General features: G+C 62.9%; 21 protein-coding genes and 2 pseudogenes. 12 read left to right on the top strand and 11 right to left on the bottom strand.

Features of this window, described 5'->3' with window-relative positions:
* Positions 1 to 17: 17 nt before the first annotated feature.
* From P5W98_RS27245 to P5W98_RS27230, 4 genes are read right to left on the bottom strand one after another with little or no spacing between them, the layout of a single operon-like run.
* The gene (locus P5W98_RS27245) at positions 18 to 551 is read right to left on the bottom strand and encodes a flavin reductase family protein (protein ID WP_421027833.1); all 534 of its coding nucleotides are present in this window, start codon (positions 549 to 551) and stop codon (positions 18 to 20) included.
* 23 nt (positions 552 to 574) lie between these two features.
* Positions 575 to 1,813 (bottom strand): styrene monooxygenase/indole monooxygenase family protein, encoded by a 1,239-nt coding sequence (locus P5W98_RS27240; RefSeq protein ID WP_421027832.1) that lies wholly within the window; start codon positions 1,811 to 1,813, stop codon positions 575 to 577.
* Between the two features lie 55 nt (positions 1,814 to 1,868).
* A complete protein-coding gene (locus P5W98_RS27235) occupies positions 1,869 to 2,657 on the bottom strand; it encodes an SDR family oxidoreductase (protein WP_421027831.1) in 789 nt (262 codons plus the stop codon).
* 36 nt (positions 2,658 to 2,693) lie between these two features.
* Positions 2,694 to 3,938, bottom strand: coding sequence for a dienelactone hydrolase family protein (locus tag P5W98_RS27230; RefSeq protein ID WP_421027830.1), 1,245 nt, complete (start codon positions 3,936 to 3,938; stop codon positions 2,694 to 2,696).
* Positions 3,939 to 4,302: 364 nt separating this feature from the next.
* On the opposite strand from P5W98_RS27230, the gene P5W98_RS27225 reads away from it, so the two are divergent.
* Complete coding sequence (locus P5W98_RS27225; protein WP_421027829.1) at positions 4,303 to 5,316, top strand: AraC family transcriptional regulator; 1,014 nt, start codon at positions 4,303 to 4,305, stop codon at positions 5,314 to 5,316.
* Between the two features lie 174 nt (positions 5,317 to 5,490).
* On the opposite strand, the gene P5W98_RS27220 is transcribed toward P5W98_RS27225, so the two are convergent.
* Entirely contained in the window at positions 5,491 to 6,261 is a 771-nt protein-coding gene (locus P5W98_RS27220; RefSeq protein WP_421027828.1) for a hypothetical protein, read from the bottom strand.
* Between the two features lie 291 nt (positions 6,262 to 6,552).
* On the opposite strand from P5W98_RS27220, the gene P5W98_RS27215 reads away from it, so the two are divergent.
* Entirely contained in the window at positions 6,553 to 6,696 is a 144-nt protein-coding gene (locus P5W98_RS27215) for a hypothetical protein (RefSeq protein WP_421027827.1), read from the top strand.
* 121 nt (positions 6,697 to 6,817) lie between these two features.
* Here P5W98_RS27215 and P5W98_RS27210 read toward each other — a convergent pair whose 3' ends face one another.
* The gene (locus tag P5W98_RS27210; RefSeq protein WP_421027826.1) at positions 6,818 to 7,231 is read right to left on the bottom strand and encodes a hypothetical protein; all 414 of its coding nucleotides are present in this window, start codon (positions 7,229 to 7,231) and stop codon (positions 6,818 to 6,820) included.
* Between the two features lie 148 nt (positions 7,232 to 7,379).
* Here P5W98_RS27210 and P5W98_RS27205 point away from each other — a divergent pair.
* A pseudogene (locus tag P5W98_RS27205) lies at positions 7,380 to 7,737 on the top strand (YSC84-related protein); the annotation flags it as partial.
* Positions 7,738 to 7,777: 40 nt separating this feature from the next.
* Positions 7,778 to 7,996 (top strand): hypothetical protein, encoded by a 219-nt coding sequence (locus P5W98_RS27200; RefSeq protein WP_421027825.1) that lies wholly within the window; start codon positions 7,778 to 7,780, stop codon positions 7,994 to 7,996.
* On the opposite strand, the gene P5W98_RS27195 is transcribed toward P5W98_RS27200, so the two are convergent.
* Together P5W98_RS27195 and P5W98_RS27190 are read right to left on the bottom strand one after the other, a co-directional pair.
* Entirely contained in the window at positions 7,986 to 9,758 is a 1,773-nt protein-coding gene (locus P5W98_RS27195) for a sensor domain-containing diguanylate cyclase (protein WP_421027824.1), read from the bottom strand. The genes P5W98_RS27200 and P5W98_RS27195 overlap by 11 nt on opposite strands.
* 396 nt (positions 9,759 to 10,154) lie before the next feature.
* Positions 10,155 to 11,075, bottom strand: a complete 921-nt coding sequence (locus tag P5W98_RS27190) for a LysR family transcriptional regulator (RefSeq protein ID WP_421027823.1) — start codon at positions 11,073 to 11,075, stop codon at positions 10,155 to 10,157.
* A 143-nt stretch (positions 11,076 to 11,218) separates the two neighbouring features.
* Here P5W98_RS27190 and P5W98_RS27185 point away from each other — a divergent pair, with 143 nt between their 5' ends.
* The 4 genes from P5W98_RS27185 (at position 11,219) to P5W98_RS27170 (ending at position 13,977) form a co-directional block, all read left to right on the top strand.
* Entirely contained in the window at positions 11,219 to 11,443 is a 225-nt protein-coding gene (locus tag P5W98_RS27185) for a hypothetical protein (protein WP_421027822.1), read from the top strand.
* A complete protein-coding gene (locus P5W98_RS27180; RefSeq protein ID WP_421027821.1) occupies positions 11,440 to 12,915 on the top strand; it encodes an amidase in 1,476 nt (491 codons plus the stop codon). Before P5W98_RS27185 ends, P5W98_RS27180 begins: the two co-directional genes overlap by 4 nt.
* 194 nt (positions 12,916 to 13,109) lie before the next feature.
* Positions 13,110 to 13,553 carry a hypothetical protein gene (locus P5W98_RS27175; protein WP_421027820.1) on the top strand — a complete coding sequence of 148 codons (444 nt, stop codon included), beginning with the start codon at positions 13,110 to 13,112 and terminating at the stop codon, positions 13,551 to 13,553.
* Complete coding sequence (locus tag P5W98_RS27170; protein ID WP_421027819.1) at positions 13,492 to 13,977, top strand: hypothetical protein; 486 nt, start codon at positions 13,492 to 13,494, stop codon at positions 13,975 to 13,977. Before P5W98_RS27175 ends, P5W98_RS27170 begins: the two co-directional genes overlap by 62 nt.
* 266 nt (positions 13,978 to 14,243) lie before the next feature.
* On the opposite strand, the pseudogene P5W98_RS27165 reads toward P5W98_RS27170, so the two are convergent.
* Together P5W98_RS27165 and P5W98_RS27160 are read right to left on the bottom strand one after the other, a co-directional pair.
* Positions 14,244 to 14,520 (bottom strand): annotated as a pseudogene (locus P5W98_RS27165) (type VI secretion system baseplate subunit TssF); the annotation flags it as partial.
* A 78-nt stretch (positions 14,521 to 14,598) separates the two neighbouring features.
* Positions 14,599 to 15,423 (bottom strand): IclR family transcriptional regulator, encoded by an 825-nt coding sequence (locus tag P5W98_RS27160; protein ID WP_421027818.1) that lies wholly within the window; start codon positions 15,421 to 15,423, stop codon positions 14,599 to 14,601.
* 182 nt (positions 15,424 to 15,605) lie between these two features.
* On the opposite strand from P5W98_RS27160, the gene P5W98_RS27155 reads away from it, so the two are divergent.
* The 4 genes from P5W98_RS27155 (at position 15,606) to P5W98_RS27140 (ending at position 20,569) form a co-directional block, all read left to right on the top strand.
* Positions 15,606 to 16,952, top strand: a complete 1,347-nt coding sequence (locus P5W98_RS27155; RefSeq protein WP_421027817.1) for an MFS transporter — start codon at positions 15,606 to 15,608, stop codon at positions 16,950 to 16,952.
* A gap of 49 nt (positions 16,953 to 17,001) precedes the next feature.
* Positions 17,002 to 18,156 (top strand): acyl-CoA dehydrogenase family protein, encoded by a 1,155-nt coding sequence (locus tag P5W98_RS27150; RefSeq protein ID WP_421028043.1) that lies wholly within the window; start codon positions 17,002 to 17,004, stop codon positions 18,154 to 18,156.
* A gap of 4 nt (positions 18,157 to 18,160) precedes the next feature.
* Positions 18,161 to 19,369, top strand: coding sequence for a CaiB/BaiF CoA transferase family protein (locus tag P5W98_RS27145; RefSeq protein ID WP_421027816.1), 1,209 nt, complete (start codon positions 18,161 to 18,163; stop codon positions 19,367 to 19,369).
* A gap of 348 nt (positions 19,370 to 19,717) precedes the next feature.
* Positions 19,718 to 20,569 carry a 3-hydroxybutyryl-CoA dehydrogenase gene (locus tag P5W98_RS27140; protein WP_421027815.1) on the top strand — a complete coding sequence of 284 codons (852 nt, stop codon included), beginning with the start codon at positions 19,718 to 19,720 and terminating at the stop codon, positions 20,567 to 20,569.
* 33 nt (positions 20,570 to 20,602) lie between these two features.
* On the opposite strand, the gene P5W98_RS27135 is transcribed toward P5W98_RS27140, so the two are convergent.
* Positions 20,603 to 22,123 (bottom strand): aldehyde dehydrogenase family protein, encoded by a 1,521-nt coding sequence (locus P5W98_RS27135; RefSeq protein ID WP_421027814.1) that lies wholly within the window; start codon positions 22,121 to 22,123, stop codon positions 20,603 to 20,605.
* Between the last annotated feature and the right edge of the window lie 3 nt (positions 22,124 to 22,126).

Genomic DNA, 22,126 nt, shown 5'->3' with positions numbered 1-22,126 from the left:
ATTACTAAATAAATCGATTAAATAAATTCTGAATTACGGGCTACTGCGCCGTACTGCCCGGAATGGAAGACCAGCGGCGCGTGGCCATCTGCTTCGAAATGTTCGATTTGCCCGATGAAGATCAGGTGATCGCCGCCTTCGTGCTGCGCCAGGTTGCGACACACGAAGTGCGCGCTGCAGCCCTCGAGCACCATGGTGCCGCCAAGGCTTTCACGGCAGGCAACACCGGAGTACTTGTCTGGCGACGGTTTCGAAAAGCGGCGCGACAGTTCCGTCTGGTCTTTGGCCAGCACGTTGATCGCGAAGTAGCCCGCCTGGACGAAATCCCCACAACTGGGTGAAGTCTTGCCGATACTCCAGATCACGAGTGGTGGATCGAGCGACAGTGACGCAAACGAGTTTGCGGTCAGACCGATCTTGCGGCCATCCCGCGCTGCGGCCGTGATGACAGTAACGCCCGTCGGATATTGCCCGAAGGCGTTGCGCAATTGCCGCATCGCATTGAGCTGGTCATCGGGTTTCGCGGCGGTGAGTTCGAGCGTGCTGCACATGAGCTTTCTCCTTTTCGTGTTCGTTACGCGGCGCGCGCAGCGTGTTCATCGATCAGCGCCATGCAGGCCGCCGGATCAAACCACCACGGCGAGAACGTGCGCGGGTCGTCGAAGCCGTTGGCAATCGTCGAGGCGAGCGTTGGGAACTGACCGGCCGCGCCGAGCAACTCGAGAATGTGCGGCGGCGGTGGCGTGAGCAGTGAGTTCGTCCACTTGACGACCTCTTGCGCATACGACCAGTAGCGGTCGAACGTCTGCTGCATCCAGTCCTCGCTGAAGGCAGCGCTGTTGCGCTCCAGAATGGCATCGAGATAGACCTTCGTGCACTTTGCAGCATTGTTCGAACCCTGGCCTGTAATCGGATCGTTCACGACGATCGCGTCGGCCATGCCGAACACGGTCTTGCCGGAAGGCAGCCTGAAGTAGGGATTGCGCACAGTGGGCGCGAAGCGCCCGCTCAACACGCCGTTGGGGTCGGTCAGTTCGACGTTTGCACAGCGCTCGGCTTCCCAAGGCAGATATTGGCGGAGAATGGCCAGACTGGTCTCGAGATGCTGCTCGGGTGTCTTGACGCCCGCCCAGCAATCGAGCTGACCGCCGGGAATGCCTTCGAACACCATGATTTCGCACGGGCCATTCGTGGTAAGAGCGGGGAACGCAAAGTACTCGCCCACGCCCGGAATCAGATTGAAGCGTACGCGCGAGTAGGGCGTGGACGGCGTCATGCCCTTCACGTAGGTCAGCGCCAGCGCGCGCTGCGGCTTGTCGAAGGGGCTGCGTTCGGCGTTGCGGCCCAGCAGATTTACGATCTCCCCCTTGCCGGCTGCCAGCAGCACGAGATCATGGCTCCTTGCGAGCTCTTCCATTTCGGGTACGCCGACGTCGCTGATTCGCACGTCGGCACCGCGTTGGACGACGGCTTCGAGCCAGGCCGACATCTTGACGCGCTGATCGACGGATTGGGCCGGTCGAGTCAGGCGCGCGGACCAGTCGATGAGCTTGCGGCCCGGCAGGTCCGGATGCGGCACCGCGAAGCCAATTCCCTCCACGGGGGGGCAGGACGCATCCCACCAGTTCAGGCCGAGATCTCGCTCGATTTGCAGAGAAGTGTTGAACATGCACTGACTCGACATGACCTTGCCGGTGCGGATTTGCTGTGCATCGCGATTGGTCGCAAGCGTGACTTCATAGCCGCGGTCGAGCAGGGAGAGCGCCAGTTGCAGACCAGACTGGCCGGCGCCGACGATGGCAATTTTTCTCATAGCGAATACCTCGAAGTCGATACGTCAGGGAAGAGTGTTTGCGAAGTGATGGGTCTTACTCAGCCAGCCTCGGAATGGCCGGCACGGCCTGCTCGGGGCCCATCGCCGAATAGCCGCCATCGACGGCGTAATCGGCCCCGGTCACGAAGCTGGCTGCATCGCTGCACAGGAAGGTGACGACATGCGCGATTTCCTCCGGGTTGCCGACGCGTCCAAGCAGATGAAAGGGCGCGGCCACGCGGTCCGTCTTTGCGCGATCGCCATGCGTGAGTTCGTCCATCACGCGCGACCAGGTCCAGCCGGGCGAAACCGAATTCACGCGGATCCTGTCCTGGGACAGGTCCATCGCCATATTGCGCGTGAGCGCCTTGAGCGCGGCTTTCGATGTCGGGTAGAGCCAGCGCCCCGTTTGAGCGCACTCGGCCGAGATCGAACTGAAGTTGACGATCGAGCCGCCGCCGCGCTTGACCATATACGGATGCACGGCCTTGACCAGCATGACCGCCGAGATCACGTTTACATTCATTGCGGCGAGCCAGTCGTTTCGGCCTGCCTGGATGCCGTTGTCCACATAGCTGCAGGCCAGATTGACGAGAATGTCGATGCTGCCGAACTGCCGCGCGGTTCTGGCAACAGCTTGCTCCAGCGCACTGTCGCTGGTGATGTCGGTTTCGACGAAGAGACCGTTGGTGCCGAGCGTTTCGGCTACGCGTCTGCCGTTCTGAACGTCGATATCGAGCACGGCAACGCTGGCTCCGGCGGCGGCGAGATCCCGGGCGACAGCCGCGCCGATCAGCGTGGCGCCACCCGTCACGATGGCGGTTTTGCCTGCGAGTGAATTCATGATGGCTTGCTCCATGTTCTTGAGAGGATGATTCGGTTAGTTCGCGTCGTTGGCGGGGGCACTGTCCCGCCAGCGCTTCATCAGCGTGTTTGATGGGAGCGTTTCGTCAAGCAGTTTGCAGGCGGTATCAGCGCCTGTTGTGGGCAGTCCACTCGGGTCGAGCAGACCGATCTGCACCAGCACGCTGGCCTGGTCCCAGTAGATGTGCTCGTGGTAGAGCTTGTCGCCGCGGAATTTCACCACGGCAAGCAGCGGAATCTCGACGCGCTTGCCCGTCGGCGCAATGCCGGGCAGCATCCAGTCGATCTCGGTGGTATGCGTGAAGCAGAACAGCGTTTCGTCGACGATCTGCGTTGCGCCGATGGTGCGCGAAACCGGGATGATCGTCGTATCGGGCGGATTGGCGTGCACGAAGTGGTGGCGATAAAAGCGCTTCAACTCGGTGTAGCCCACGCCGCCCGTGAGCGTCGGAATATGGTTGACGTAGGGCTCGGCCACCATCGTCGCCATCGTGGCTTCGACGTCGCGCGTCGCGAACTCGTGGGCGAGGTGCGCCTCCCACAGTGCAGAGAGATCGTATTGCGGCCCTATCGTTTTGCGAAACGCGGCGACCGCGCGCTCGTGCGCCATCATGGCCGAGGGCTTGTCAAAATGCTCACCACCCTTGCGGGCGAACGCGTGATCGACGCCCGGATAGACATACACTTCGACATTTTCGTTGTTGCCCAGCGCGGCCGTGATCTGCTGCTGCGCATCGGCCGGGCAGAAGCGATCGAGCGCCGCGATATTCAGGACGACGCGCCCCTTGATGTTCTTCGCTTCGTCCAGTGCCTGCTCAATACCCACGCCGTAGTAGCTGACTGCGCAAGCCACGGGAAGACGGCAGGCCGCGAGCCAGGCCAGCTTGCCGCCCAGGCAGAATCCGAGCACACCAGTCTCGCCGCGGCATTCGGGCAATGTCCGGAGTACGGCGAGCGTCGCGCCGATATCTTCGACACCCTGGTTTTCGTCGTATTGCTGATAGAGTTCGAACGCACGCGCAAAGCCGGCCTCCGTATAACCGAGTTCGATGCCCGGTTCGACGCGCCAGAACAGGTCGGGTGCCAGCACCGTGTAGCCTTCCTCGGCGTAGTAGTCGGCCACGTCGCGCATGGTCTCGTTGACGCCGAAGATCTCCTGGCACAGCACAATACCCGGCCCCGTGCCACTTGCAGGAGTTGCCAGGTAGGCCCGGAACACGCCGCCTTCCGGTGCGGGAATATCGATGTATCTTCCTTTCATTGCGGGCTCTCCACCAAGGTTGTGTCTCGAATGCCCCCAGTGTTCTGCGACAAAACAATGGGCTCTATCCGTTTCATTCAACGGGTATCCGCGGAATCCAAAAACGTGCGGAACGAGGGAAAACCCTGCCAGGCGGGCGAGGGTAATTGAGGATGGCTGCCGCGGCAGGGCAGGCCTACAGTACGCAGCTTCCGGCAGAGGGCACAGCTCCTGTGCCTTTGGCGTCGCCCGGCTTGCTGGAGGCTTCCGGAGCGAGGAAACTATCTGGATCTCCCACGCGACTATCCGCTTCCTTCAGACGGTTCGTGGAGTCGGGAAACTCGTGCACGGATCAGGTGCGCGCGAACGTTCTTGGAGCGCTTCTATGGAGCATCTTCCCGCTGCGAATGTGCTGGTCGGCGCGGCCTGCTTCAACAGCGACACCCTGTTGCTCGAATCGGGCGACCTCAACGAGGTGCGCGAGTGCGTCGGCTCTGTGTTCAAGCCTCACAAGCTCGCGCTGCCGGGCGCTTCACACCAGTTGCCGAGCCGCATGTATCACGCCCGGCACGGGAGCCTGTCGCTCAATCTGCTCCACTACGATGGCGACGTGACGATCGATCCCGAACGTCTCGACAGCTTCTTCCTGTTGCAGATCCCCGTGAGTGGCGGTGCTGAAATCGAATGTGGGGATCGCCGTTTCGACTCGTCGCCGGCTGTTGCGTCGCTCGTGTCGCCGACGCTGCCCTTGCGGATGCGCTGGATTCGTTGTCCGCAGGTCGTGCTGCGCATCGAGCGCGAAGCGATCGAGCGCCACTGCGCGCGCCATTTTGGCACCGAAGAGCACGCAGCGGTGGAGTTCGAGCCTGCATTCGAACTAGCTTCGTCATCGGGGATGTGCCTGTTGTCACTGCTTTCGGTGCTGGGGAATGCATTGAACGATCCGGCGCACCCGCTGCGTCATCCACTGGCCTACGAGCAGTTCGAGTCGACCTTGCTCAACGCGCTCGTCTATGGGCAGCCCAACACGGCGCGCAGTGGCATGCGGCCCTCACGCGGACCGCTTGCGCCGTTCTACGTGAAGCGGGTTGAGGAGTACGTGCGCGCGCATCTGCATGAACCCCTGACGATTGAACGGCTCGCCGAGTTCGCAGGCGTAAGTGCAAGCACGCTGTTTGCCGGCTTCCGCAATTGCCACGGCGTAAGCCCGATGGCCTGGGTGCGTCAGCTGCGCCTTGAGCGTGTGCGCGATGAACTGCGCGGCGCGGCGGCTGAACCGATGTCCGTTACGGACGTCGCGCTCAAATGGGGGTTCGCCCATCTGGGCCGGTTCGCAATGGACTACAAGCGGATGTTTGGTGAATCGCCATCGGTTTCGCTACGAAACCGTTCCGGCTAAGCGATCGGCAGACAGTCTGCGAGCGTCCCGTCGATTTTAAACATACAAGAATGGACCCAGCGGTTTGTTCAGCAGGCGTTGCCGTGCCGCGCTGATGCAGCGCTTCGAGACGACCTCGTTTGCCGATCTGCTGCGGCGCGCCGCGCCGATTGTCGGCTAGCCGCGCATGCCGATTCAGGGCAACGGCCCCAGCGATTGCTGCAAGCTGATCAAATTGACCGGCACCACGCGAATCATGCCGCCGCGCGGGCTGTCGATATCGGCGATCAATGAGAGCGAAAGCGCCACGGTCACGGGCAGCACGAACATCAGCACGCGCCGGCCGGTCGTGCCGCGTGCGCCGTAACCCTGCATGAGGTTGCTGACAAACGCGATCGCCATCATCAAGCCCCACGCCGACACCGGAATGCGATTGAGCCAGGCCGCCTGCGTATAACCTTGTGTATTCAGCACGTCGTTCATGCCGGACACCGCCAACGCCGTGATCGGCGTGGGCCGCGCGAGCGCTGCGCCGCGCACGTTCTCCCACAATTGAGCCTCGAGCCCCGTGGTTTTGTTGTTAATGACATCGAGTTCGTGCGCATTGCGCGTTTTGTAATAGTCAATGCGCAATTGGAGGTATTGAGCCAGCAGCGCCTTGATTCTGGGCGCCTCGGCTTCGCCGATCAGATCGGCACGCACGTATTCGGTGCCGATTGCATTCGCTTCTTCTTCCTCGTAATTTTTGCGCTGGTCATAGCGGCTCACCGCCATCGAGAGCGTAAAGCCGATTAGCAGCGCGAGCAGCGTGAGCGTTGCGCCTTGCACGACGTTGTAATTCTCGCGCGCATCGTCGGAGAGCGGAAAGGCGCGCTGCATGAAGAGCGCGCCAAAAGCGGCGGCCACACTGAACAGCACGATCAGTGCGACGAACAGGACGGCAGGGTGGTGAACGAGCATGGCCATTTCAATTATTCCTGGACTGGAGTTTTATTGAGTAGCAGGGCCGGGCGTCAGGATTTTACGGCAATTGACTCGTTTCGGGTTCTTGCAGCGCGGCACCAAAAACAATGGCTTCGGATGGAGTATCAGGCGCGTACTTTTTCTGAATTGCCGCGCGGGGCAATTAATTGCCCTTACTACCTATAGCGGGTTTATGCCGAATTACGAAAACTTGCATGCGGAGGTGAAAGGTCGCCATCAAGCGGGCAGGACGGCAATAACCAGCGCGGCGGCGGCAACGCAACATAGTTCCAGTTGCTGGCCGACTACAATCTGTCACGCACCACCGACGTCTATATCGAAGGCGATTGCGCCATGCACTGCGGCGGGCTGGTTGGGGCGCAGTTGAAGGGCTTCGTGGGCTTCGAGCGCGGCGGCGAAGACCACGCAGGGGCTTGATGGCGGACCCGTGGCACATGTTCTGCGTAGAGGGGCTGGCCCGGGGCGATGCAGGTTGACGTGGCCTCGGGCGGCAGTCGTTGGTTCTTGCAGTGGACGCCGCGCGACGCGGCGCGTGATCTCACTGCGCGTCTTGAAGCCCCCATGCCTCGCTCGTGCTTCGGCAGTATTGCGGGCGCAGCTTGACTGTGTGGTCTCCCGCATGCACCGTCACGGCGACGAACCGGCAGGTTTTGCGGTTCTTGATCGAGGTGTTCTCCGGCGTGATGTCCGCGCTGACTTCGGCGCGATCGGCGGTGGCGGGGCGGACCCATTGCGTGGTCTCGCCGTCGTTCTTCGTGTTCAGCACGACGTGCACCGTGCTGTTGAGCGCAGCGATGTCGTTCTTGTCGAGCTGGGGCATCGGCGTGCTTTCGAGAAAGTCGCCAGGCGCGGACCAGGCGGGCACCGATGCCAGCGCGAGCAACAGTGCGCCGAGTGCGGCGCCCAGGTGAGTTTCCCGTCTGGCCAGGCCGGTCGAGTCGTGGTTCGACATGGTGAATTCCAGTCTCTCAAAGCATGCGGTGGAGGAGCGCGGCGCAGCGCCTTTGCACGTTTGCGGCTCGCAGGCGGATCAGCTGGCTCCGAATCCATATGCTGCCAGATTCGCCGCTTCAGCGGCAATTCGACGATTTGATTCAGCCCAGGCGGGCATCGGCATCGGCGGCGAGCACGGCGACGGCGCACTGCGCGTGGGCGGCAGCACGACGGGATATTACGGCCTCTTGGCCGCTTCGCTTGGCGCGACCCTCGGCATGCAGTCGAAGGCCGTGGTCTATCTGTTCATGACGCAGGACGCAGGACGCGCTCGACAAATTCCGCGCCTCCAAGGGCTGGTCGGCGAGCGGCGACGCATCGGCTGCGGTCGTGAAGATGGGCGCCAATGGCCAGCTCGACACCACGACCACCACCAAGCCGGTCGAGGTGTTCGTGCCGACGAACAGCGGCTTGATGGGCGACCTCTCGCTCTCCGGCACCAAGATCACCCGTCTGGACCTGTGAGGCCGAGTTGCGGCTCACGGGCGCCGCCCGCGGCCCCGAGATGAAAAAGCGCCTCAACGCCATGCTCGCGCTGCTCAGCTACACGGTCACGCCGGATCAGACCGCGAGTTCGCTGGGCATTAACAACGGCAACACGTGCAACCCGGCGCTGAACATGACCCCGCTCGGCGGCCCAGTCCCGATCAACCGGCACATCGACGAGAACAAGAACAGCCCGAATGTGTCGGGCGCTTCGCTCGGGATTGCGCTCAGCTTTTGATCTCCGCGCTCCAGCGTTGAACGCGATTGCGCCCGGCATGTTTCGCCGCGTATAGCGCCGCATCGGCGCGCTTGAGCGTGGCTTCGAGGCTGTCTTCCGCTTCGTCGTAGCAGGCAATGCCGATGCTGCAGGTCTGCGTGAGCGTGCCGCCATCGTCGAGTTCGATGGGCGTGTCCTGCAGCGCATGCCGAATCCGTTCGGCCACCATACGGGCGCGCTCTTCGGGCGTGTCCAGCAAGATCGCGGTGAACTCCTCGCCGCCGATGCGCGCGGCAAGATCGTCTTCGCGCAGCGCGTGCTCGAATACCCGCGAGGTCACCGCGAGCACGCGGTCCCCAATGGCATGGCCCCACGTGTCGTTCACGCGCTTGAAATAATCGAGGTCGAGCGCGAGCACCGAAAGCGGGCGATGATGCCGCCGCGCATGCGCCACTGCCTGCCCGGCGGCCTTTTCGAAGTAGCGGCGATTGGCGAGCCCCGTGAGCGGGTCGAAGTCCGCATCGGTCTGCAATTGCTTGAGCAGCAGATGCTGATGGGTGATATCGGTCAGCACCACGAGCAGGGGATCGTCGTCGCCGGGCTCCGCAAGTGCAGGCAGTCTCGTGCAGTGAACCAGCATGTGGCGAACGCCCGAACGTGTCTGGAACGGTTCGGGGTCCATGGTGTCCTCTGCCTGCATGCGCACCCAGTTTGTATCGTCGACCAGCAGGCGCGCAAACGGCTGGCCCTGGTCAGCCACCGCGCCGAACACGGCAAGCAGGGCGTCGTTGCCGAGCAGAATGCGTTGCGATTTTGCATCGACCACGGCCACCGGCGTCGGCATATTTTCGACGATGGTGGAAACCGTGCTCGCGTAGCGTTGCACGTGGCCGACGAGATCCTTTTGCCGGCCCAGCAGGACGAAGCTGCTGCCCAGCATGACGAGCAACAGCGCCGTGCCGCCCAGATTGATGTAGAAGCTCGCCCAGAGGCTGTCGCGGTATGTGCTGATGGCATAGCCCAGATCGAGCGTCCAGTACGCTGTGTTCGATCCGAGTCCGATCCTCTGCTCCGCAACGAGACGCTCGGTATGGTCGCGCCGCCATAGCGCATAGACCGTGCCTTCCATCGGCCCAGCGCGCGTACCCCCGTCGTCGGTGAGCCGTTGCCCGATGGCGAGCCCTTGCACGTCAGGATAGCGCGCGACGACGCGATGCTCGTTGTCGCGCAGCAGCAGCGCGGTGCCGGGAACCAGCTTCACGTTCTCCAGCAGATGCTGTTCGAGCGGCACGAGGTGAATCGTGACCGCGTTCAGCTGGCCGGCCTGGTCGAGATGCTTTTCGGCGACCACGAGGGCGCCCCGGTTGCCCCACACGACAGGCAGCCACAGCCGCCGGGACGGCGCGGCCCGCACCTGCGCGAAGATCGCGTCGAAGCCGGGGATCGCGTTGCGCGCGTTGGGGCGCGAGGCAGCCACCAGGCGCGCGTTCGCATCGAATACTGCAATCAGGGATTCGCCCAGTGACATCTGCAGCGTTTGCGTGAGATCGCCGAGCGTATCGTTGGTGGCCTTGCCTTCGTCGACGAGCGTCGCGGTGGCCGACATCATGCCGTCGAGATCGTGAAGACGGTCCTCGATGAGCCGTGCGACCAGCGAGGTTTGTGCGGTGAGCCGCTGGGCGGCTTGCAGATTCGCGGCGCGGAAGTCGTGCCACGACTGCCATGCATTGGTAAAGATATTCGCCGCGACCAGCACCGAAAGCAGGACGAGGAATTCACGCATCCACGATTTGCGCGTGACCGGCTGCAATGTCCAGCGATGATTCCTGGGGGGCGGCGAGTGCATGGGTCGTTAATGCGTTTTGATTTTCCGGCTAATTGAAGGAACGCGGGCGTGAATGCTCCTTTGGGACATTCGGCTTGCCCAAAACCCGGATGGTTGCGGCCTGATTTCGGGGCAATACGTACGATGTTCGCATTCATCGCGCGCACACCGATCGCGATTTCGCCGCCGACTGAGCAGAAAAATGCCCGCTCAAGGCGGGCACAAGTACGAGGAGACCGGATAAGGGCGTCGGGGTATGCCCTTGGGACACACTGTAGCGCACGGTGCGCGTGCGAAACACCTATCTGAATGAACAGGGGAGGGCCGTGACCTGGCGCGCATCGCGCGATCGGCTCAGGTGGCCTGCCGATCCTTGATCGTGAGCCGGCACACGGTTGCGAGCGCGAGCAGATTCGGGTCGCGCTCGCGCCGGCGCAGGAAGCTCAGGCCGATGGTCTGCCGCATGTTGAACCGGGCGGATAGCGGGATCAGCATGATCTTGTGCGCGAACAGGTCGCGCACGCGGCCCGGCAGCAACGTATAGCCCACGCCGCCACTGACGAGGTTGATCAGCGAGAAGATGTCGCTGACTTTCATCACGACGTTCGGCGTGAAGTCCGCAATGCGGAACGCTTCGAGAAAGTCTTCGGACGTCGCGAATCCCTCGCTCAACGAAACGAAGGGCTCGTCGCGGCACTGGCGCAGGTCGATCGCGTCGTATTGGCCGTATGCGGAGCCGATTGGCGCCGCGAAGAAAATCTCGTCCTCGAACAACTCGATCGATTCGATCTCCGAATCATGCGAGGGAGCCGCCATGAGCGAGGCGTCGATCGCGCCGCGCTTGAGCTTGTCGAGCAGGTCGGCGTTCGAGCCGAGAATCAGCTCCGCCTGCAGATCGGGGCGCCGGCTCTTGATGACGGTGACGATTTCGGGCACGGCGCGGATCGTCAGCGAGTACAGCGAGCCGATCTTCAGATGTTCCGAGCCGTAGCCTGCGGCTTCGCGCGTCGCGCGGATTCCGTCGATCATCGTATTGAGGACTTCGCCGGCAACTTCGGCGAGCACACGGGCCGCGTCGGTCGGGGTCAGGCTGCGGCCTTCGTGACGGAACAGCGTGCAGCGCAGGCCTTTCTCGAGCGAATGCAGCGCGCGATGGACGCTGACCGTGCTGATGTCGAGCGCCTCGGCCGCCTTGGCCAGGTTGCCGCATTGCATGAACGCGAGCAGCACTTCGAGCTTGCGGAAGGTGATCTCTTCGTCGACGTGGGGGAGCATGATGGGGCGGCTGTTCGGGAGGCGGCAGGAAATTCTGCACCAGAACACGAGCCGTCGCAATTCGGGCGGGGCGGCTGGAAGGACGCCGGCGGTCCTCTGCGATCATTAGCCGGAGAGTAACGTTCCGAACGCCAACGAGATTGATGGAGATTGTCCGCGTATCTATTATCTTTCGAAATCCGGCTTTCCAATACGAGCAACGTCGCTGCGCACGGGCCGCCGCCGTTGTCGGTAATGCGCTCGAATGGTATGACTTTATCGTCTGCGGCCTTCTTTGCCGGCATTTAGCGCTGGCGCTGGAATCGCGCGGAACTATGAAGCTCTCCGGTCCCCATCCACAATCCTTCGTTCAAGAAAGTCACGCATGAATCAGGCATCGCCTTCTCCCGCCCAGCCCACGCATGGCGAAATCGTCGCCGCCAGCGCGCTCGAACTTTCGCAATGGATCCGCCTTCGCAAGGTCTCCTGCCGCGAAGTGATGAGCGCCTTCCTCGACCACATCGAGCGCGTGAACACGCCGGCCAACGCGATTGTCTCGTTGCGCGAGCGCGCCATCCTGCTGGCCGAGGCCGGCGAGCGCGACGCGCAACTCGCGCGCGGCGAATACCTTGGCTGGCTGCACGGCATTCCGCAAGCGCCCAAGGACCTCACCGCGACGGCCCGGATTCCCTCCACGCAGTGCTCGCCGATCTTCCGCGACGAAGTGCCGAAGGCCGACGCGCTCGTGGCCGCACGCATGCGCGCGCAAGGTGCGATCTTCATCGGCAAGACCAATTCGCCGGAGTTTGGCCTGGGTTCGCATACTTACAACCCGGTGTTCGGCACCACGCTCAACGCTTACGATCCCACGCGCAGCGCGGGCGGCAGCAGCGGCGGCACGGCGGTGGCGCTCGCGCTGCGCATGCTGCCGGTGGCGGATGGCAGCGACATGATGGGCTCACTGCGCAATCCGGCGGGTTGGAACAACATCTTCGGCTTCCGGCCTTCGCAGGGGCGCGTGCCATCGGTGCCTGCCGTCGACGTGTTTTACAACCAGCTTGGCTGCGCGGGGCCGATGGGCCGCAGCGTGCCCGACGTGGCCATGCTGCTTTCCACGCAGGCGGGCTACGATGCACGCGCGCCGCTCTCGATTGCCGAAGATCCGGCGCAATTTACCGGTCCGCTCGCGCGTGAATTCGGTGGCGCGAAAATCGGCTGGCTCGGCAATTACGGCGGCTATCTGCCGATGGAAGACGGCGTGCTCGCTCTTTGCGAAACCGCTCTCAAGGACTTCGAATCAATTGGCTGCAAGGTCGAGGCGACGCGTCCCGACTATGCGATGGACAAGCTCTGGGACTGCTGGCTCACGCTGCGCCACTTCTCCGTGGCGGGCACGCTGGGCGCACTGTATCGCGATCCCGCCAGGCGCGCGCTGCTCAAGCCCGAGGCGCAATGGGAAGTAGAGGGCGGGTTGAAACTTTCGGGCGAGGACGTGTGGAACGCCACAGTCGCGCGCACGCAGTGGTACAACGCGCTGCTCGCGCTGTTCGAGCGCTTCGACTACCTCGTGCTGCCGAGCGCGCAGATCTTCCCGTTCGATGCGAAGGAGCACTGGCCGAAGTCCGTCGCGGGCCGCACGATGGACACCTATCACCGCTGGATGGAGGTGGTGATCGGCGGGACGCTCGCGGGCCTGCCCGTGATGTGCGTGCCGGCGGGCTTCAACGCGCAGGGCCTGCCGATGGGCTTGCAGGTGATCGGCAAGCCGCACGCCGATCTTGCCGTGCTGCAACTGGCGCATGCCTACGATCAAGCCACGCAGTGGGTGACGCGGCGTTTGCCGGGGGGGCTTGGGACGTAAATCCCAAACAGCGGGGTATTGGCATTATCAATGCGCATTGCATATTCCAGATGCGGGATTTGCCGATGGACGTCATCGCCATCGAGCAGCCGAAGAGGTGCACCGGGAAAGTCTATGTCGCATTTTCCTAACATGCATGGCATTCCAAAATATTTGAGCGCTACAAATCGGACCCGAAGCTGCGCACGGCGCGGATGCAGTACATCGAGCCTTCGAAGTGGATCGACGGTGGCGAGGATGCGCATGGGCATGCGGTTACCGCGACCGAAGCCGCCATTGACGACGTGCTTGAATATCTGCCGGCCTTCGATCCGAAGCAGCTCAGCCTGCCCGACGACAAGCAGCCGTTCAGTACGGAAAAAGGCGATTACAGGGAAGACTGGCTGAAGCTGAAAGCCACCCGCTATCCGCTCTCCATTCGGCAGGTCTCGCCGCGCTCGGCGAGCCAGGCGCTGGTAAAACTGATGACGCGGATCGGGACGGACGCTTCCGGTTCACACCACCCTCCGATGCTGTTTGGCGCTCTGGGACAGTATTGGCACCGTCCACGAACTCAACGGATTTCGGGGCGATCCCGTGTCGTGGCTCGACCGCTACGTCGCGACCGAACGGACGTTGCAGGTCGGGGCGCAGCATGACATCGACGCGGCAAAAGCGATCGTAGAGTCGCGCAACGAAACGATGTACAAGGCGCAGGATGTCGTCATGAACCCGCTGGCGAGTCCGGACGCGCAGACGATGCTGGCGAAGCAGCGTGCCAAGGCACTGGTGGGGGCCGATCCGGCGCGAGCTGCGCAGATCAACGCGTTCTACGACGACCAGGCCTGGATGGCGGCGAACAATACGCCGCCCAGTTACCAGCGACGGCTCAACATAATGGGCATTAGCAGTTCAGTATCCAATCCCGGTTCGAACGTGCCCTACACCGGCAAGTACCGCGACGAAATCATGTCGGAGGCTCGTGCGTACGCACAGAAGAAGGAGGCCAGCATGCAAGCGATCTGCAAAAGCAGATCGATTCGGCGACGGCCTACGACTGGTCGAAATATGCTGCCCGCCTGAGGGGAAAAGACCTCGACCATTTCCGCGACCAATACCAGAAACTCCGGACTTCCGTTCATGAACAGCAGGAAACCAGAAGTGCCGATGTGGGCGCCTGGCTGCAGGCGTCATTGCTGTTCGACACGCTCGAGGATTATGGGTCCACCGACCTGAATGATGCTGCCGCGTTCGAAGTTGTCGTCACCGACGCAACGCCAGGTCTGGGCAGCACGCCAAAGGGGAACGTTCTTCGCTCCGTTGAGCGCGCCGTCCATGCCGGAGATGTCGAACCGGGCGATCGAGCACGCCGGAAACGTTCGGAGATATTGGGGGAACACTACGTCGAGCAATGCGTCGGCAAACTCCGGATAAGCGTCAGAGGCGGCTGTCGAGACGGGCGGCGAGCAGCGCGAACGATTGCAGGAGCCGTTCGACATGGGGATCTTCGACATGGTCGCCAACCATTCCGAGGCGGGCAGCAATCTTGGGGTAGCGCTCCGCAAATACGCCGATTGAGCGGCGCAGCAGACCTGGTTCCCTTTCGTAATGCGGAAGCAGATCCATCGTGTAAGGCAAAAATTTCCAGGATGCTGAATGTGCGGGGGGGGGGTGGGTGGCGGATATTGTCGAGGCCCCCCGACCTCAACGCAATCCCATTTGCCTGTCCGCGAGACTGACCAGTTGCACGAGTTCAGGTCCGAGCGTGTCGTGCAGTTCCTTCTCGCCCATGCGCAGGCCGGGAACCGCGCAATTGAACAAAAGCCTTCTCGGCCCGTAATGGATTCGGGACGCCACGCCAACCGCGAGCACGCCGAGCCCCGAATCGCCCATGTTGATCGCATATCCGCGTTGGGCGTAGCCCGCCACGGCGTCCATCGCGCGCTTGTGGGTGCGGGCATAGCTTTCGGGGCGAAGCTGGCGGGCGCGTTTGAGGAAGTCCTGCCGTTCGGGCGCCGTCAATTGCGCTAGCCACGAGCGCCCCATGGCCGTCTCCAGCACGCCGTTCACCGCGCCCACGCCGGGGCGCTTGAGCGTGCCTTCCTCGTAAGCGCAGGTTTCCAGATACACCACGTCCAGATCCATCGTTACGCCGACCGAAACCGCGCCCTCCACGCGATCGGCCAGCGCCTGCATGGCCGGGCGCACGAGCGCCAGCATCGGCGTCTTGATCAGGTACGGATACGCAAGCATCACGGCGGCGGGCCCGATAAAGTAGCGGTCCAGCCGTTCGTCGTGGTCGAGAAAGCCCAGCGCATGCAGCGTTCGGCATAGCCTCGAAACCGTCGGGCGCGACAGTCCCAGCCGGGCCGCAAGCTCGCTGTTGGCATGGGCGCGCGGCTCGCTTACGAAGCACTTCATGATCAGCAGGCCCTTGGCCAGGGTGCCGGAAAAGTATGGGTCGTCTTCCTTCACGCGGCGCAGATCGGTGTCGTCCTGCATCGAATAAGCGTTCAGCGATTTGCGCATACGAATTCCCCGAAATAGCCGCCAATGGCCTTGCTGCAACCGGATTTCAATATTTGAAATTCTAGTTCATTCCCTGTGATGCTTGCGCGTAGAGTCGCCGCATTGGTCGGGCGCGTCGCCACTGACGCATCCCTTATCACCAGCCAAGACCGGTGAAGCCCGCCCCCATGAAGGAGACATCGTTGAACACCGCCAAATTCGTCACCGCAACGGACGATGCCCATACGCCCGCCGCGCCCGCCGACGTCGACGCCACCTATCGAAAGATTCTGTTCCGGCTCTTGCCGCTCCTGATTGTCTGCTACGTCTGCGCGTACCTCGACCGCGTGAACATCAGCTTCGCGAAACTGCAGTTCATGAGCGATCTGGGCTTCAGCGAGGCGGCATACGGACTGGGCGCCGGATTGTTTTTCCTCGGTTACGTATTGTTCGAAGTCCCGAGCAATATGCTGATGCAGCGTATCGGCGCGCGCCGCACGTTGCTGCGCATCATGGTGACCTGGGGCGTGATCTCCAGCGCGACGATGTTCGTGAAGACGCCCATGCAGTTCTATGTCTTGCGGGTGCTGCTCGGCGTGGCCGAAGCGGGCTTTTTCCCCGGCGTGCTGTTCTATCTGACGATCTGGTTCCCTTCCGCACGGCGCGGACGCGTAACGGGCTATCTGATGGCCTCCACGGCGCTTGCCGGCATTATCGGCGGCCCGGTATCCGCGTGGATCATGGTGCACATGGCGGGCCTGCTCGGCTTGAAGGGATGGCAATGGCTGCTGCTGGCCGAGGGGCTGCCGTCGCTGCTGCTGGGGGCGCTGGCCTTCCTGATCCTTAGCGATCGCCCGGCCGACGCACGCTGGCTCAGCGACAAGGAAAAGGCCATCGTCATCGAGCAATTGCGCGCCGACGAGGGCGGCGGCTCACGGGGGCACGCAGCGGGACATGGGATCCTCAAGGTGCTTGGACAACCGCGGATCTATGTTGCGATGGTCGCCTATTTCTGCGTGATCATGCCGTTCAATGCGATCGGTTTCTGGACGCCGACCATCCTCAAGGACATGGGCATCAAGGACCTGATTCACGTGGGCTGGCTGTCGAGCCTCGTGTTCGTTGCCGCTGCAATGGGGACCTGGATCCTGGGCGCGAGTTCTGACCGTCTCAAGGAGCGGCGCTGGCACCTGCTGATCAGCAGCGCCGTCATGGCGATCTGCTTTGGCATGCTGCCGCTGGCGCTGCATAGCCAGGGCTTCGCCATCGCCATGCTCGGTGTCGCCGCCGCGGCGTCGTACGGCGCGTTCGTGGTGTTCTGGACGATCCCGCCTTCGTTCCTCGACGGCGACGCCAAGGCCGCCGGGATTGCCCTGATCACCAGCATCGGCGGCACGGGCGCCTTCGCCAGTCCGACCCTGGTGGGCTGGATCAAAACCAGCACCGGCAGTCTCTATCCGGCGCTGACCGCGCTGGGAGTGATCGCAGTCGGCGGCGCCGTGCTCATGATGTTGGCGACCCGTCGCGCATCGCCGGACGTGCGAACCTGAATTCGCTTTGGCGTCTCATCCCTATTCACGCTTGCCCGGAGTTAGATTCGTGATCCGAAATAATGCAAACCTTGAAGCCCTGATTGCCGATGTTCGCGCTTTTGTGCGCGATCAGTGGCTCCCCATCGAAGAACAGGTCGCCCGCGACGATCTCGTGCCGCCGGACATGGTCGAAGCGCTGCGGCGCAAGGGCTATTTCGGCTGGAGCATCCCGGAAGCCTACGGCGGCCTGGGCTTGACCACGGAAGAACTGGTGCTGTGCGCGATGGAGTTGTCGCAAGCGTCCGTGGCCCTGCGCGCCCGCGTGGGCACCAATACCGGAATAGGCTCCGAGGCGCTGGTGGCCGATGGAACCGAAGAACAGAAGCGTCGCTGGCTGCCGCGCATGGCGACGGGCGAACTCACGGGCTGCCTTGCCTTGACCGAACCGGAGGCCGGCTCCGAAGCGAGCAACGTGCAGACCACGGCGCGCAAGGACGGCGATCATTACGTGCTGAACGGCACCAAGTGTTTCATCACGAACGCTCCCGTGGCGGACGTATTCACGGTAATCGCCCGCACCGAAGAAGGCACGCGCGGCAGCACGGGTCTCTCGGCGTTTCTGGTCGAACGCAGCGACGGACTCACCACTGGCGAGCCGTATCGCAAGATGGGCCAGGCCGGATCGCCGGTGTCCGATGTATATTTCAAGGATTGCCGTGTGCATGCGAGCCAACTGATCGGCGGGCGCGAAGGCGTTGGCTTCCAGACCGTGATGAAGGTGCTGAACAAGCAGCGCCTGCACCTCGCGGCATTGTGCACGGGCCCCGCGATCCGCATGCTCGACCTCGCCATCGACTATGTCACGCATCGCACGCAATTCGGCCAGCCCGTGGCGAACTTCCAGCTGGTTCAGGCGATGATCGCGGATTGCCGCACCGAAATCTTCGCCGCGCGCTCGATGATCGTCGAAGCCGCGCGCGCCCGTGACCGGGGCGAGGACGTCGCGCTCCCGGCATCGATGTGCAAATACTTCGCGTCGGAAATGTGCGGGCGGGTGGCCGACCGCGCGGTCCAGATGTTCGGCGGCTCCGGCTACGTGGCGGACTTCAGCCCGATCGAGCGCTACTACCGCGACGTGCGCCTGTTCCGCCTCTACGAAGGCACCAGCCAGATTCATCAGTTGAATATTGCCAGGCTCGTGTTGCGCGGCGAGGGGAAGTAGGCAGATGGAGACCGCACATTACCCGCTGCACGGCGTGCGCATCCTGGACATGGCCACGGTATTTGCCGGTCCATTTTCGGCGACGCTTTGCGGCGACCTGGGCGCGGAAGTCGTCAAGCTGGAATTGCCGGGAGGAGGCGATTCCCTGCGCACGCTGGCGCCGGTGCACGACGGCATTCCGCTTTTCTGGAAGACCGCCAATCGTGGCAAGAAAGGCATTTCGCTCGACGTTCGCAAGCCCGGGGGGCGCGCGCTCTTTTTGCGCCTGATTCGCGATTTCGACGTGCTGGTGGAAAATTTTCGCACCGGCACGATGGACAAGTGGGGGCTCGATCTGGCGACTTTGCATGAGCACAACCCGCGATTGATCGTGCTGCGCATTACGGGTTTCGGGCAAACCGGACCGTATGCGCGCCGCCCTGGCTTCGCACGTATTTTCGAATCGATGAGCGGCTTTGCGAACCTGACGGGAGAACCGGATGGTCCCCCGCAGCATATGAACTATCCGCTGGGCGATGCGGTTGCAGGCCTGTTCGGCGCGTTCGCCATTTCTGCCGCGCTGGCCGAGCGTAACGCGTTGCCGGCCGGCCAGCAAAAGGGCGTGGAGATCGACCTGTCCGCCACCGAGGCAATGCTGCGTCTGCTCGACCCTCTGGCGGCCGAATACCGTTACACCGGAGAGGCGCGGATGCGCACCGGATCGCGCGCGACCTATACCGCGCCGTCGAACGTCTATAAGACGGAGGATGGCCAATGGGTCACGCTGGTCGGCACCGGCGACGCCATTTTCGCGCGCGTGTGCCGGGCGATGGACAAGCCCGAATTGACACAGGATCCACGCTTTCTGACCAATACGGACCGGGTTGCGAACCTGGCTGAACTGGATCGCTGCGTGCAAACGTGGTTCAGATCCTTGCCGTATCCGGAGATCGCGAAGCGGCTCGAAGATTGCGAGGTGCCGTTCAGCAAGATCTATACGATTGCCGATGTGGAGGCGGACCCGCATTTTCAGGCGCGTGGCGTACTCGTCGAATTGCAGGACCCGGAATTGGGCACGGTTCCCGCGCCAGCGCCCGTGCCGCGTTACGTGGGAAGAACCCCGGCCGAGATGACGACGGGACCGCAAACGGGACAGCACAATCGGGAAATCTATGCACGCCTCGGCATGGATGAGGCGCAACTGGAAGCGTTGCGCGCGGCAGGAATTATTTAGGCCGTGTGACGGGTATGGCGCGCTGAAAGGCCATTTAAAACAAGGCCTTCTACATACTCGAGTTCGATTTGGAAAAGCCCGGGCAAGCGGGAAAATTCGCCACTCAGGGATACCGGAGCGTGCCGGTTGTCCCGCACGAATATCGTAAGTCGCGCAGACCGATTGCTGTCCGACCCCAAACCCCTGAGACGAGGCAACCGGCGGCGCTGCATGCCGTGGCCAAATTTGTCACTAGAGCGGCAGGTTTGGCCAGGCTGCCCCTTTCCCCGCGATGCTAGGATCGCCGCATGACGATACGTAATAGTACGTAATAGCAACGCGTGACCGTGCGCGCAGGAGAAACTTGCGATGAAAATCGAAACATTGGGCGTCATCGGCGCTGGAACGATGGGCGCCGGCATTGCCCAGGTCGCCGCTGTCGCGGGCCTCAAGGTCATCATGATCGACGTGGCCGACGCCGCACTGACCAAAGGCATCGCCGCGCTCAGCAACAGCCTCGGCCGTCTCGTGGCGAAGGGCAAACTGGAGGCGGCTGCGCAGGACGCCGCGCTCGGCCGCATCGAAACGTCCACCGACTACCAGCGTCTCGCGGGCGCGGACCTCGTGATCGAAGCGGCCACGGAAAACCTCGATCTGAAGATTCGCATTCTGAAGCAGATCGAATCGGTAGTGGCGCCCACCGCCATTATTGCGTCCAACACCTCGTCCATTTCGATCACGACATTGGGCGCGGGACTCGGCGATCCGGCGCGCTTCGTCGGAATGCACTTTTTCAATCCGGTCCCGCTCATGCCGCTGGTCGAAATCATTCGCGGCCTGCAGACCAGCGCCGCCACGGCGGAGGCGATTCGCGAACTGACCACGCGGCTCGGCAAGTCGCCTATCAGCGTCAAGAATTCGCCGGGCTTCGTCGTCAACCGCATTCTCGTGCCGATGATCAACGAAGCCTTTTTCTTGCTGGCCGAAGGGGCTGCGACCGCAGAGGAAATCGACGCCGGCATGTGCCTGGGCGCGAATCATCCTATTGGGCCGCTCGCGCTGGCGGATCTCGTGGGTCTCGATGTTTGCCTTTCCGTGATGGATGTTTATCTCAAGGATTTTGGCGATCCTAAGTATCGGGCGTGCCCGCTCCTTCGCGAGCTGGTGTCCGCGGGCCGGCTGGGGCGCAAGACCGGCCAAGGTGTTTATAGCTACGCTTGATTGCTTGGCCCGGGCACGCCCACCCGAGGCGATTCAAACGGGCGCGGTTTGATAGCCAGCGTCTGCCAGCGCATGCCGCAGTTCCTGATAGCTGCGCAGCCCGGCCAGACCGAGCTCGCGCCCGATACCGCTGAGCCCGAGCCCGCCCCAGCAGATTTGCGGAAAGATCAGTTGCGGCGTGTTGATCCACACCAGCCCCGCACGCAACTGCATTTGGTAGCGGCGCGCGGCGTCGCGGTCGGCGGTTACGACGGTCGCGACAAGTCCATAGCGCGTGTCGTTGGCGAGCGCGATGGCTTCCTCGTCGCTGCGGAACGACTTGACGCACGCCACCGGGCCGAATACCTCGTCGGTCCATAGCAGGTTGTCGGCTGGCGGCTCGGCAATCACCACCGGGGCCATGAAGAAGCCCTCCGCGCAGGCTTGATCGAGGCGGCCCGAGAACGCGATGGACGCACCGGCTGCCAGGCCTTGCTCCACGAGAGACTGCACGCGCGCGCGCTGCGCTGCGCACACGAGCGGTCCCATCGTGACGTTCGCCGCTTGCGGCGGTCCGACCACGATGGCGCGCACCGCAGTTTCGAACGCGGCCATGAACTTGCGGTACACGTCGTCGTGCACGAGGATGCGCGCGGTGGCCGAGCACATCTGGCCCGCGTTCGTGAGCGCGCCGCCCACGGCGAGCGTGACGGCGTGCTCCACGTCGGCATCGGCGCGCACGATGAGCGCGGACTTGCCGCCGAGCTCCAGCGTGACGCGCTTCATGTCCTGCGCGGCTGTCTGCATCACTTTCTTGCCCGATGCCGTGCTGCCCGTGAACGAGATCTTGTCGACGAGCGGATGCGCGGTGAGCAGCGCGCCCACTTCGCCGCCGCCGTTCACGAGGTTGACGACGCCGTCTGGCACGCCCGCCTCGTCGATGATGGCGGCGATCATGTGCTCGACCGGTGACGTGATCTCGGATGGCTTGAGCACCACCGTGCAGCCGGCGGCCAGCGCGGGCGCGATCTTCCATGCGGTGGTGACCATCGGGAAATTCCACGGCACGATCAGCGCCGCCACACCAACGGCTTCATAGAAACGCTCGCCCGACACGCTGTCGTCGGGCAATGCGAGCGATTCGGGCGCGAAGGTCTTGTCGTCGAAGCACAGGTCGGCGTAATAGTTGAACGTGGCCGCAGCGTCGCTCACGTCGATGTCGGCTTCCGCGGGCGGCTTGCCGCTCACTTGCATCTGCATCGCGCTCAGGCGCGCGCGGTCCGATTCGATCAGCTCTGCGATCTTTTTCAGCAACTTGCCGCGCGCGATGGGCGTGGTGGCACGCCATGAGCCAAGCGCGGCGTGGGCCATACGCACCGCCTTGTCGACGAGCGCTGCATCGGCGTGCTCCTGCCAGCCGATGGTCGCGCCCGTCGAGGCGTTGACGATGGGCGTCGCGTGATGCATACCGTTTTGCGCGCCGTTGCTCACAGGCGCGCCGGCAATCGTTGCGGCCGGCAAGACGAATTCGCGTTGCTGTTCTGCGGGCGTCGTAATCGAAGGTATCGTGGCCATCGT

It is taken from the genome of Paraburkholderia sp. A1BS-2L (assembly GCF_051125205.1).
Taxonomy (GTDB): domain Bacteria; phylum Pseudomonadota; class Gammaproteobacteria; order Burkholderiales; family Burkholderiaceae; genus Paraburkholderia.
The sequence above is the reverse complement of the archived record's forward strand: the minus strand, read 5'-3'. Positions and strand labels throughout refer to the sequence as shown.